Source organism: Shewanella sp. Koi 1, from assembly GCF_052907445.1.
In genome coordinates this window covers 3,463,307-3,475,985 of the sequence record NZ_JBREJM010000001.1, presented here as the reverse complement: position 1 = coordinate 3,475,985, position 12,679 = coordinate 3,463,307, and the positions used below count along the sequence as shown (strand labels likewise).

Below are 12,679 nucleotides of genomic sequence, written 5' to 3'. Positions count from 1 at the left end.
GAATTAAGTAATGAAAATCCGAATCGGCCATGGTTTTGATGTCCATAAATTTGGTGAAGCGCGCCCGTTAATTTTATGTGGGGTCGAAGTCCCCTACGAAACCGGGCTGGTGGCTCATTCCGATGGCGATGTGGTGCTGCATGCCATCTCCGATGCCATTTTAGGGGCTATGGCCCTTGGGGATATTGGTAAACATTTCCCCGATACCGATGCCGCCTATAAGGGCGCCGATAGCCGCGTCTTGCTGCGCCATTGCTATGCGTTAGCGCGGGCGAAGGGATTTGAGCTGGGTAATCTGGATGTCACTATCATTGCCCAAGCGCCTAAGATGGCGCCGCATATCGAGGATATGCGCCACGTGTTGGCGGCCGATCTTAATGCTGACGTTGCCGATATCAACGTTAAGGCAACCACTACCGAAAAACTCGGGTTTACCGGCCGTAAAGAAGGCATTGCGGTCGAAGCCGTCGTATTACTCAGTCGCCAATAGCCTGAAACTTTAAGAGATAAGAAAGACCCATGAGCGAACTACATTACCTGTACGGCAAACCGACGGGCACCGCAGATTTAAGAACCGTTAACAGCGACTTTATCGTGAAAGAGATTTTGCCTTTTAGCCCGTCGGGCGAGGGCGAGCATCATTTAGTCCACATTCGTAAGGATGGGCTGAATACGGTGCAAGTGGCTGAAATGCTGGCGAAGTTCGCTAAGGTTCATCCCAAAGAGGTGACCTATGCCGGACAAAAAGATAAAAATGCCATCACAGAACAGTGGTTTGGCATTCGTATCCCAGGTAAAGAAACCCCTGCGTGGAACGAGCTAAACAGCGAGCGCTTAACCATTTTATCCAGCAGTCGCCACAGCAAAAAACTACGCATTGGCGCGCTCTTGGGCAACCGTTTTATTCTTACCCTGCGTAATGTCACAAACGTGGAAGACATTATCAGCCGCATCGAAAAAGTCAGCCAGATTGGTGTGCCTAATTATTTTGGTGAGCAGCGTTTCGGTCACGATGGTAAAAACCTCGTGATGGGACGGCAAATGCTGGCGGGCAAAAAGGTGAAAGACCGTAATAAGCGAAGCATGTATCTGTCTGCGGTGCGCTCCAATCTGTTCAATACCGTTGTCTCCTATCGTTTGGCGAATCATGGCACTAAACCCTTAGCGGGGGATTGCGTGATGCTGGCGGGCAGTAAGAGCTTTTTCGTCACGCCAGAATGGGATTTAGTGGTATTAAAACGCTTGATTGAGAAAGATATTCAGCTTTCAGCCCCACTTTGGGGCCGCGGGAAAATGCTACCGCAGGGCGAGGCTGCCGAGGTTGAAACCCTCGCTATGGCAGAGCTGAGCGAAGATTGCTACGGCCTTGAGCACGCGGGGCTTGAGCAGGAGCGTCGTCCATTGCTGCTCGAACCTCAAGGTCTTAAATACGAGCAAACCGTGGATGGATTAGTGCTCGAATTTATCTTACCTGCGGGCAGCTTTGCGACATCGCTGTTAAGAGAGCTGGTTGATTATCAAGATGTGAAAGAGCTGCAATGGCAAGCGACAGTCTCGCCTGAGGCTAATGCTCCTGAGGCTAATACTGCAACAGCGAGTCAGACTGTAGAGCTCGATACACCAGAAACCAGTGCGCCAGAGCCTGATGAGTCCGCTTCATGATCCGCATCTTAGTCAGTAATGATGATGGTGTGAATGCGCCGGGGATCAGAGCCTTAACCGAGGCGCTTGCCGAAATCGCCACTGTGATGACGGTCGCGCCCGATCGTAATTGTTCCGGCGCAAGTAACTCTTTAACCTTGACTAACCCATTAAGAATTAATAGGTTAGATAATGGTTATATTTCGGTTCACGGTACACCCACGGATTGCGTTCACTTAGCTATACGTGAGCTTTGTGATGGAGAGCCGGATATGGTGGTATCGGGCATCAATGCTGGCGCGAATATGGGGGATGACACTTTATATTCGGGTACAGTAGCGGCGGCGATGGAGGGGCGGTTTTTAGGTTTCCCCGCCGTTGCAATTTCGCTTAATGGTAAGGCATTAAAACATTACCACTCTGCGGCAGTGTATGCGCGGCGGATCGTGCAGGGGCTGTTAGCGCATCCGATTGCGAGCGATCAGATCCTCAATATCAATGTGCCCGATTTACCGCTCGATGAGATTAAAGGGATTCGGGTGACGCGCCTAGGTGCACGGCATAAGGCCGAAGGCATAGTGCGAACGCAGGATCCTGCGGGGAAAGAGATTTTTTGGCTTGGCCCACCGGGTGTAGAACAAGATGCGAGTGAAGGAACGGATTTCCATGCGATTGCCCATGGTTATGTGTCGATCACTCCCTTAACCGTGGACTTGACCGCGTATAGACAATTATCGGTATTGCAAGATTGGGTAGATAAAATATGACTCGAGTTGCCTTAACATCGGCGGTGAATTTAGCAAAAAAGCTTCAGGAGGCGGGGATCCGCCATCCAGCCGTTCTTAAGGCAATATCCCATACCCCGCGCGAGTTGTTTCTTGATAATGCGCTGGCCCATAAAGCTTACGAAAACACTGCCTTGCCCATAGGCCAAGGACAAACCATTTCTCAGCCTTATATCGTGGCGCGTATGACAGAGTTACTGCTTCAACATCAGCCGCAAAAGGTGCTTGAGGTGGGAACGGGCTCAGGCTACCAAGCGGCGATCCTGGCGCAATTAGTGCCAGAACTGTGCACCATTGAGCGTATTAAAGGTTTACAGATCCAAGCGAGACAAAGATTAAAGCGGCTCGATCTTCATAACGTGTCATTCAAATATGGTGATGGCTGGCAGGGCTGGCCGAATCGCAGCCCCTTCGATGGGATTATGGTCACGGCGGCAGCGGCTAAGGTTCCCGAAGCCTTGTTGTCTCAGTTGGCCGAAGGCGGCGTGCTAATCATCCCTGTGGGGGAAGAGACGCAGCAATTGATGCGCTTTACCCGCCGCTCGGACCGTTTTAGTTCTGAAGTGATAGAAACCGTCAAATTTGTTCCCTTGGTCAATGGCGAGCTCGCTTAAGTTATTCGCTTAAGTTATTCGCTTAAGTTTTTAGCTTTAGGTCACTTCGTTAAACACTTGGCCTTTTATGATTAGGTAAAACAGTAAGATAGCCCTAAAGAGGAGTTTTTATTGTTGAATGCGGGTTTACTCTTAAACCTCTGTTTAGTGTTGTTGCTTGTGGGCTGTAGCTTTCAGGCGAGTCGCCCCGCACCTGTCGAAAGTCTCTCCCACAGTTATTCCAAACATAACAAAGGCCACATTAAATCTAATTCATATAAAGTTAAGAAAGGTGACACCCTTTATTCTATATCTTGGGCTGCGGGTAAAGATTTCGCCGAAATTGCCAAAATTAATCAATTAGATAAATCGTACACCATCTACCCTGGACAGATTTTATATTTAACGAATGACACAGGAAAAAATGGTAAAGGCTCTACAACTTTAGGTGGAAGCAATTCAGCGTCTAAAGGGCAAAATAAAGCTAATTCTCTTGATAAACAATCAGCTAGTAACAATTCTTCCGCGAAAAACTTGTCAAGTGAACAGCAGAAAAAAACACTTGATCAGAAAGCGAAGCCTGCGTATTCTGCAACAAGCTCTCAACAAAATATTAACCCTTCGATCGTCGCCCCGACATCAACACTGCCAGACAGTGTCAGTCAGTGGCAATGGCCAGTAAGAGGTAAATTGATTGGGACATACTCTGCCAATGAGCAGGGAAATAAAGGAATTAAGATCGCAGGAAAACGCGGAGATATCATCAAAGCCGCTGCAGATGGGCGGGTGGTATACGCAGGTAGTGCTCTTAGGGGTTACGGTAATTTAGTGATTATTAAACATAGTGACGATTACCTTAGTGCCTATGCTCATGCAGATCAGATCTTAGTCGAAGAAAAGCAACATGTCCTTGCTGGACAGACAGTTGCAAAAATGGGCAGTACAGGTACCAATCAGGTAATGCTTCGTTTCGAGATCCGTTACCACGGTCAGTCTGTTAACCCACTTAACTATTTACCTAAGCAATGATTGTTTAGGGCCTTGTTGGCATGGAGGATAAAAAATTGCAGTAATTCAAGCAGTTTACATTAGGTTTGGGAGATTTGATCATGAGCCGCATAAATAGCACTGCCGCAGAAGAACTCGTAGATTTTTCCGTAGATACCGCAGAGTTTGATCTCGATAAAGAGGATATTGCCGCTGATTTAGTTCAAGAACTAGGACTCGAACAACAGGTTCAAGATGACCTGCAAAAAAATCTTGATGCCACCCAGCTCTATTTAGGTGAAATAGGGTTTTCCCCACTGCTTAGCGCAGAAGAAGAAGTTTACTTTTCCCGTAAGGCCTTAAAAGGCTGCGAAAAATCCCGTAATCGTATGATTGAGAGTAACCTGCGACTCGTGGTTAAAATTGCCCGTCGTTACAATAATCGTGGCCTTGCGCTGCTGGATTTAATCGAAGAGGGTAATCTTGGCTTGATCCGTGCGGTGGAAAAATTCGACCCAGAAAGAGGCTTCCGTTTCTCAACCTATGCGACTTGGTGGATCAGACAAACGATTGAACGTGCCATCATGAATCAAACCCGCACGATTCGCTTGCCAATCCATGTGGTAAAAGAACTCAACGTCTATTTACGTACGGCTCGGGAATTAGCGCAAAAACTTGACCACGAACCTACGGCAGAAGAAATTGCCGAGAAACTGCAAGTATCCAGTGTTGACGTCAGCCGTATGCTGAAGCTCAACGAGAAGATCACCTCTGTCGATATCCCCTTAGGTGGCGATAACGACAAGGCGTTACTCGATGTGCTTGCCGATGACGACAACGTAGGCCCTGACTACAAAGTACAAGATGAAGACATTTCAAACTCAGTGGTGAAATGGCTTAACGAACTCAATACCAAGCAAAGAGAAGTGTTAGCGCGCCGCTTTGGCTTATTGGGTTATGAACCCTCAACCCTTGAAGACGTAGGCGCAGAAATTGGCCTCACCCGTGAACGTGTTCGCCAAATTCAAGTAGAAGCCCTTAAACGCCTACGTGATTTGCTGGGCGCTCAAGGTCTCTCTGTAGAGGCATTATTTAGAAACTAAGGTTTAGAGATTTAGGTTTAGAAACTTTGGCTTGGATATTTAGCCCTAAACCCGTTCATCAAGTCATAAAAAACGCCCAATATTGAGGGCGTTTTTTTATGCTTTCGCGTTTATGTTATCGCGAGTTTTCACTCTATGTGTTAACTCAAGCGTTTTAGCTCGTAGAGTAAATCCAGCGCCTGTTTTGGGGTCAGGTTATCGGGATTTATGGCTTTTAATTTGCTGACAGCGGGATTCTCCACTGGCTCAGGCAGAGCGAGCAGTGTTTGGATCGGTGCCCTAGTGCCGTGAACATTAGCACCTTCCACTTGATGATCGCGGCTCTCAAGTTGATGTAACTTGTGTTTTGCCGCCTTAATCACCCGAGCTGGCACCCCGGCAAGGGCCGCAACCTGCAAACCATAACTCTTACTGGCTGCACCTTCTTGCACTGCATGCATAAAGGCGATGGTGTCTTCGTGTTCAATCGCATCGAGGTGCACGTTATAAACGCCAGCCATAATTTCCGGTAATTGCGTTAACTCGAAATAATGGGTCGCAAACAGCGTCATTGCGCCGACTTGCTGTGCTAAATATTCAGCCGCAGACCAAGCTAATGACAGGCCATCGTAGGTTGATGTGCCGCGGCCAATTTCATCCATCAAGACTAAACTTTGTGCGGTCGCATTATGGAGAATATTTGCCGTTTCAGTCATTTCCACCATAAAGGTTGAGCGACCAGAGGCGAGATCGTCTGAGGCGCCAATCCGAGTAAAAATCCGATCGATAGGGCCAATGATGGCGCGATCAGCTGGCACAAAGCAGCCAATGTGTGCCATTAGGGTGATAAGCGCCACTTGGCGCATGTAGGTCGATTTACCGCCCATGTTTGGACCTGTAACAATCAGCATCCGGCGTTGATTGTGCAGGGTGACAGGGTTGGCGATAAAAGGCGTTTGACTCACACGCTCGACTACAGGGTGGCGACCCGCTTCGATTTTTACGCCGATTTCGCTGCTCAGTTCTGGGCAGGTATACCCTAAGGTTTCGGCACGTTCGGCAAAGTTACTCAGCACATCGAGTTCGGCTGCCGCTCTGGCGAAGGCTTGTAGCTCATGCAACTTGGGGAGGATTAAATCAAACAATTCGTCCCAAAGTTGTTTTTCAAGGGCGAGCGCCTTACCTTGGCTCGACAGCACTTTTTCTTCGTATTCCTTAAGCTCGGGCGTGATGTAACGCTCCATATTCTTAAGGGTTTGACGACGTTGGTAATTTAACGGTACTTGCTGCGATTGCAGGCGACTGACCTCGATGTAGTAGCCATGCACTCGGTTGTAGCCAACCTTCAACGTGGCAATGCCGGTACGCTCTTTTTCCCGCGCCTCGAGCTGAACTAGATAATCAGTGGCTCCTTCACTTAAGCCTCGCCATTCATCTAACTCGGCATTGTAGCCTTCACGGATCACGCCGCCATCACGGATAAGCATCGGCGGATTATCGACAATGGCGCGCTCAAGCAGTTGTTGCTCTTCGGGAAACTCACCTAAGAGTCGGCCTAGTTTCACCGTATGGGGCGCACTTAACTGCGCGAGTGATTGCTGCAACTGAGGCAATAGGTTTAATGCTTGGCGTAGGCGGGCAAAATCCCTTGGACGAGCGTTACGCAGTGCCAGCCTTGCCATGATACGTTCAATATCGCCTAGGGCTTTAAGCTGTTCGTGCAATGATTCATGGGCAGTGGTCTCGAGTAATTCATTCACGGCCGTTTGGCGAGCAAAAATCTGGGCATGGTCTCTTAGCGGCTGATGGATCCAGCGTTGCAACATCCGGCTGCCCATGGCTGTGGCGGTATTGTCGAGTACGGCTGCTAGGGTGTTATCTCGACCACCACTCAAATTTTGTGTCAGTTCGAGGTTACGGCGCGTTGCCGCATCCAAGACAATCGTATCGGTTTGATTGAAACGGGTAATGGCATTGATATGGGGCAGGGCGGTGCGCTGGGTGTCTTTCACATATTGCATTAAGCAACCAGCCGCTTGTAGCGAAAGCCTTGCATCGGTAATCCCAAAGCCGTGCAAATCCTTAGTGCCAAACTGTGCCAGCAGCAGTTTAATGCTGGTATCGTAATCAAACTCCCACTCGGGGCGGCGACGCTTGCCTTTAAAATGATGCAATAGCTCCATCGCGCCAAAATCTTCGCTATAGAGAATTTCGACCGGATTGGTACGTTGAAGCTCGGCTTCGAGGGACTCTTTTGTCTCTAATTCAGCAATCACGAAACGGCCGGAAGACACATCGAGGGTCGCGTAGCCAAAACCGACTTTACCTTGATAAACCGCGGCTAACAGATTGTCTTGTCTCTCCTGTAATAGCGCTTCGTCGGTCAAAGTACCTGGGGTGACGATGCGCACCACTTTTCGCTCAACAGGGCCTTTTGAGGTAGCAGGATCGCCAATCTGCTCACAGATCGCGACCGATTGGCCAATTTGAACCAATTTGGCGAGATAGCCTTCAACTGCATGGTAAGGGATACCCGCCATCGGGATCGGGTCACCGCCACTTTTGCCGCGGGCCGTAAGGGAAATGCCCAATAATTCAGAGGCGCGTTTTGCGTCATCATAGAAGAGTTCATAGAAGTCACCCATACGATAAAACAGCAGCATGTCGTGATGCTCTGCTTTCATGGTCAAATATTGACGCATCATAGGGGTATGTTTTTCTAAATCATCGGTATCTATAGGATTCATTAAATCGTTTTCGTCCGTTATGCCGGCCCAAAGCGGGGGAAAAAAGTCGTACAGTAATGGGATAAAAAATCAGTGGATATGCACTATTACTGTCTAAAATAAATTGACGCCAATCTTAGCAATAATTTTCTGAAAATTGACCCTTAAACCATGGATATTCACTGATATCCTGACAAATCTGCAGCACGAGTCGGTAAAAGCTTGTCTCAACGGGAAAATTTTCTGACTGAAAAATAAATCATTCACAGGTCTTGATACTGTATGATTGTACAGTATACTAGTCAGCAGATTATGACAAAGAGCCTCGCTTTTTGTATTACCCGCTTTAATAAATTGAATATCACTTTTGACAGTACTGATACTGTCTAGATGAGGGAACAGGAATGAAGGTCGATCCAAACAAAGAGAAAGCACTTGCTGCGGTATTGAGCCAAATTGAAAAGCAATTTGGTAAAGGCTCCATCATGAAGCTGGGCGAAGACCGCTCTATGGATGTTGAGACTATTTCTACTGGTTCACTTTCCCTTGACGTCGCCTTAGGTGCTGGCGGTTTACCAATGGGACGTATCGTTGAGATTTATGGTCCAGAATCATCAGGTAAAACGACGCTGACATTAGAAGTGATTGCTGCCGCTCAGCGCGAAGGTAAAACCTGTGCCTTTATCGACGCCGAGCACGCGCTAGACCCTATCTATGCTAAAAAGTTAGGCGTTGATATCGATAACTTACTGTGTTCACAACCCGATACTGGTGAACAAGCCCTTGAGATCTGTGATGCGTTAACCCGTTCTGGCGCGGTAGATGTGATCATCGTTGACTCGGTTGCGGCATTAACACCCAAAGCGGAAATTGAAGGTGAAATTGGCGACTCACACATGGGCTTAGCGGCGCGTATGATGAGCCAAGCGATGCGTAAGTTAGCGGGTAACCTCAAGCAATCGAATACACTGTTAATCTTCATCAACCAAATTCGTATGAAGATTGGTGTGATGTTTGGTAACCCAGAAACCACAACAGGCGGTAACGCGCTGAAGTTCTACGCCTCTGTTCGTCTCGATATTCGCCGTACAGGTGCTATCAAAGAAGGCGATGAAGTGGTAGGTAACGAGACGCGCGTTAAAGTGGTTAAAAACAAAGTTGCTGCGCCGTTTAAGCAAGCTGAGTTCCAAATTCTTTACGGTCAAGGTATCAACCGTACCGGTGAATTAGTCGATTTAGGTGTGGCCCATAAACTGATCGAAAAAGCCGGTGCATGGTACAGCTACAAGGGTGACAAGATTGGTCAGGGCCGTGCAAATGCCGGTAAATATCTGACTGAAAATCCAGAAATTGCTGCTGAAATCGATAAAACACTGCGTGAGTTACTGCTGAGTAACCCAAGTGCTATGTCTTCATCTTCTTCTGATGATGAAAATAGCGAAGGCAATGTTGATTTCGAAACAGGCGAAGTATTCTGAGCCAGTCTGCCCGTCAAATCGCGGTCGCGCTGTTAGCGCGCCGCGACTATTCTCGCCAAGAAATCAGCTCCAAACTGCTCGAAAAAGGCTTTGAGGTCGTAGATATTGATCCCGTGCTCGATGATTGTGAAGCATCGGGTTTTATCAATGATAAGCGCTATGCCGAGCTTCTCGTTTGCAGCCATATTGCCCGTGGTCATGGGCCTATCCGTATTCGCCAAGCCATTGCCCAAAAGGGGCTTTCAAAGGATTGTATCGAAGCCGCGTTATCTGCAAATGATCATGATTGGTTTGAGCTAGCAAAAGCTAAAGCCATCAAAAAATATGCTATCCCAAAAGTCACCGAGGTCAAAGGCTCACAATCCCGCGAGCTGCTGGCGAAAGAAAAAGCCAAACGGGTGCGGTTTTTACTGAGCCAAGGCTTTAATTACGAACAAGTCTCCTACGCCTTAGATTACGACCCTTTGGAAGACCATGATGACTAACGTCATGGCATAAACTCGCAGCTCTAGGCTAGTGCTTGTCGTTGTCTTTTGCGTTCGGCAGCGGTGCGGGTTCGCCTCATCGACTCTTCTTTACCGCTTGGCTTTTGTGATAAGCCATGTCTTAGCTGCAAACTCACCGAAAATATGAGATTCCTAAGCCTATATCGCTATTCAAGGCTGGTCGTCTTTCCTCAGTCTGCTTATAATGCTGGGCAAATAGAAATACGGCTACCTTATGGTGTAGCTGGTCATGCTTACCCAATTCAGGACGATTTCATGTATCAAACGACAGCAGCGCTTAGAAGTGCTTTCCTCGAATTTTTCCGCAGCAATGGTCACCAAGTTGTGGACAGTAGTTCTCTTGTACCAGGCAACGATCCAACGCTTTTATTCACCAACGCCGGTATGAACCAGTTCAAGGACGTGTTTCTTGGCATGGACAAACGTAGCTATACACGTGCGACCACAGCCCAACGCTGCGTCCGTGCGGGTGGTAAACACAACGATTTAGATAACGTTGGTTACACCGCGCGTCACCATACTTTCTTCGAAATGCTGGGTAACTTCAGCTTTGGTGATTATTTCAAAGAAGATGCGATTCGTTTTGGTTGGACATTCCTGACTGAAGTCTTGAAGCTACCAAAGGAGCGTCTGTGTGTGACTGTTTACCAAACAGACGATGAAGCCTTTGAAATTTGGAATAAAAAGATTGGTGTTGCCGCTGAAAACATCATTCGTATCGGCGATAACAAGGGCGCGCCATACGCTTCAGATAACTTCTGGCAAATGGGTGACACAGGTCCTTGTGGTCCATGTACCGAAATTTTCTACGATCACGGCGATCATATTTGGGGCGGACGTCCCGGTAGCCCAGAAGAAGATGGCGACCGTTTCATCGAAATCTGGAACATCGTATTCATGCAATACAATCGTCAAGCTTCTGGTGAAATGTTGCCGCTGCCAAAACCTTCAGTCGATACCGGTATGGGGATTGAGCGTATCGCTGCGATTATGCAGGGCGTGCATTCAAACTACGAAATCGATATTTTCCGCGCCTTGATTGCTAAAGCGGCTGAAATCATCGGCGTGACTGACTTATCTAACAAGTCACTGCGCGTTATTGCCGACCATATCCGTTCATGCGCCTTCTTAGTTGCCGATGGTGTAATGCCATCGAACGAAGGTCGTGGCTATGTGCTGCGCCGTATTATTCGCCGCGCCGTGCGTCACGGTAACAAGTTAGGGGCAACTGAAGCCTTCTTCTACAAGTTAGTTCCGACGCTAATCGAAGTGATGGGCGATGCCGCTAAAGGTCTTGCCGATACTCAAGTGATTGTTGAAAAAGCCCTTAAAGCGGAAGAAGAGCAGTTTGCTCGTACGCTTGAGCGTGGTTTAGGTATCCTGGATAGCGCGTTAAACGAATTGCAGGGCGACACCTTAGACGGTGAAACAGTCTTCAAACTGTACGATACCTATGGCTTCCCAGTGGATTTAACCGCTGACGTATGCCGTGAGCGCAACATTATCGTCGATGAAGCCGGTTTCGAAGCGGCGATGGCTGAACAACGTAGCCGCGCGCAAGCCGCGGGTAACTTCGGCGCCGATTACAACGCGGCACTGAAAATTGATGCTGAAACTGCATTCTGTGGTTACTCAGAACTCACAGGCAATGCCAAAGTCACGGCACTTTACCTAAACGGTGAGTCAGTTCCTGCAATCAATGCGGGTGATGATGCCGTAGTCGTGCTCGATGTGACGCCATTCTACGCAGAATCGGGCGGCCAAGTAGGTGACAAGGGCGTATTAGTGGCTCAAGGTATTGAGTTTGCTGTTAGCGATACGCAAAAGTTTGGTCAAGCTTCAGGTCACAAAGGTACGTTAACGGCTGGCAGCTTAAGCGTTGGCCAAGTACTTGAAGCAAAAGTGGATAAGAAACTGCGTCACCGCACCCAGTTAAACCACTCTGTGACTCACTTATTACATGCTGCGCTGCGTCAAGTGTTGGGTACTCATGTCACTCAAAAAGGTTCGTTAGTTGACCCTGAGCGTTTACGTTTCGACTTCTCTCATTTCGAAGCGGTCAAACCTGCTGAATTGAAACAGGTTGAAGAGTTAGTTAACACCCAAATTCGCCGTAACCATGAGCTGAAAGTCGCTGAAATGGCGATTGATGAAGCCAAAGAAAAAGGCGCTATGGCACTCTTTGGTGAGAAGTACGATGCACAAGTGCGTGTTGTCACTATGGGCGATTTCTCTATCGAACTGTGTGGTGGTACTCACGTTGGCCGTACCGGTGACATTGGTTTATTCAAAATTACCTCTGAAGGGGGTATTGCTGCGGGCGTTCGCCGTATCGAAGCGGTAACCGGCGCAGCGGCGATGGCCTATGTGGCACAGCAACAAGCACAACTTGAAGAAGCGGCAGCACTTCTGAAAGGCGATACCCAATCTGTTGTGGCTAAGCTGAAAGCGCAACTGGATAAAATGAAGCAGCTTGAAAAAGACATGCAGCAACTGAAAGATAAGTTAGCTGCGGCAGCCAGTGCGGATTTAGCCGGTGATGCGGTTGTGGTTAATGGCGTAAATGTGCTGATTAAGAAACTTGAAGGCGTTGAAGCAGGTGCACTGCGTGGCCTGCAAGATGAGTTAAAGCAAAAGCTGAAATCCGCCGTTATCCTGCTCGGTGTGGCTCAAGAAGGCAAAGTGAACCTTATCGCGGGCGTGAGCAACGACTTAGTCGCTAAAGTGAAGGCCGGTGAACTGGTTGCTATGGTTGCTGCGCAGGTGGGTGGTAAAGGCGGTGGTCGCCCTGATATGGCCCAAGCGGGTGGTAGCCAACCAGAAAATCTGGATGCGGCACTGTCTCAAGTATTACCTTGGATTACTGAGCGTTTAGCTTAAG

Annotated in this window: 10 protein-coding genes; 9 read left to right on the top strand and 1 reads right to left on the bottom strand. The window is 48.3% G+C overall.

From position 1 onward, the window contains the following. Window positions 1-10: 10 nt before the first annotated feature. From ispF to rpoS, 6 genes are all read left to right on the top strand, one after another. Window positions 11-490: a 2-C-methyl-D-erythritol 2,4-cyclodiphosphate synthase gene (gene ispF / locus ACUZ8J_RS15390; protein WP_086903150.1), complete on the top strand. Its 480-nt coding sequence runs from the start codon at window positions 11-13 to the stop codon at window positions 488-490. Between the two features lie 29 nt (window positions 491-519). Beyond that, the gene (gene truD, locus ACUZ8J_RS15385) at window positions 520-1,662 is read left to right on the top strand and encodes a tRNA pseudouridine(13) synthase TruD (protein ID WP_446694291.1); all 1,143 of its coding nucleotides are present in this window, start codon (window positions 520-522) and stop codon (window positions 1,660-1,662) included. Further along, on the top strand, window positions 1,659-2,408 hold the full coding sequence (gene surE / locus ACUZ8J_RS15380; protein ID WP_086903152.1) for a 5'/3'-nucleotidase SurE: 750 nt from the start codon (window positions 1,659-1,661) through the stop codon (window positions 2,406-2,408). The genes truD and surE overlap by 4 nt, the downstream gene beginning before the upstream one ends. Next, window positions 2,405-3,040 (top strand): protein-L-isoaspartate(D-aspartate) O-methyltransferase, encoded by a 636-nt coding sequence (locus ACUZ8J_RS15375; protein ID WP_011621910.1) that lies wholly within the window; start codon window positions 2,405-2,407, stop codon window positions 3,038-3,040. The genes surE and ACUZ8J_RS15375 overlap by 4 nt, the downstream gene beginning before the upstream one ends. A gap of 111 nt (window positions 3,041-3,151) precedes the next feature. Then, window positions 3,152-4,048: a peptidoglycan DD-metalloendopeptidase family protein gene (locus ACUZ8J_RS15370; protein ID WP_446694290.1), complete on the top strand. Its 897-nt coding sequence runs from the start codon at window positions 3,152-3,154 to the stop codon at window positions 4,046-4,048. Between the two features lie 80 nt (window positions 4,049-4,128). Next, window positions 4,129-5,109 (top strand): RNA polymerase sigma factor RpoS, encoded by a 981-nt coding sequence (gene rpoS / locus ACUZ8J_RS15365; RefSeq protein ID WP_011621912.1) that lies wholly within the window; start codon window positions 4,129-4,131, stop codon window positions 5,107-5,109. Window positions 5,110-5,249: 140 nt separating this feature from the next. Here rpoS and mutS read toward each other — a convergent pair whose 3' ends face one another. Further along, window positions 5,250-7,835 carry a DNA mismatch repair protein MutS gene (gene mutS / locus ACUZ8J_RS15360; RefSeq protein WP_446694289.1) on the bottom strand — a complete coding sequence of 862 codons (2,586 nt, stop codon included), beginning with the start codon at window positions 7,833-7,835 and terminating at the stop codon, window positions 5,250-5,252. Between the two features lie 383 nt (window positions 7,836-8,218). Here mutS and recA point away from each other — a divergent pair, with 383 nt between their 5' ends. The 3 genes from recA to alaS all read left to right on the top strand — a co-directional run bounded on the left by recA (window position 8,219) and on the right by alaS (window position 12,678). Further along, the gene (gene recA, locus ACUZ8J_RS15355; RefSeq protein WP_109287350.1) at window positions 8,219-9,292 is read left to right on the top strand and encodes a recombinase RecA; all 1,074 of its coding nucleotides are present in this window, start codon (window positions 8,219-8,221) and stop codon (window positions 9,290-9,292) included. A 17-nt stretch (window positions 9,293-9,309) separates the two neighbouring features. After that, window positions 9,310-9,777, top strand: a complete 468-nt coding sequence (locus ACUZ8J_RS15350) for a regulatory protein RecX (RefSeq protein WP_446694948.1) — start codon at window positions 9,310-9,312, stop codon at window positions 9,775-9,777. A 276-nt stretch (window positions 9,778-10,053) separates the two neighbouring features. Continuing rightward, the gene (alaS, locus tag ACUZ8J_RS15345; protein ID WP_446694288.1) at window positions 10,054-12,678 is read left to right on the top strand and encodes an alanine--tRNA ligase; all 2,625 of its coding nucleotides are present in this window, start codon (window positions 10,054-10,056) and stop codon (window positions 12,676-12,678) included. Window position 12,679 lies beyond the last annotated feature (1 nt).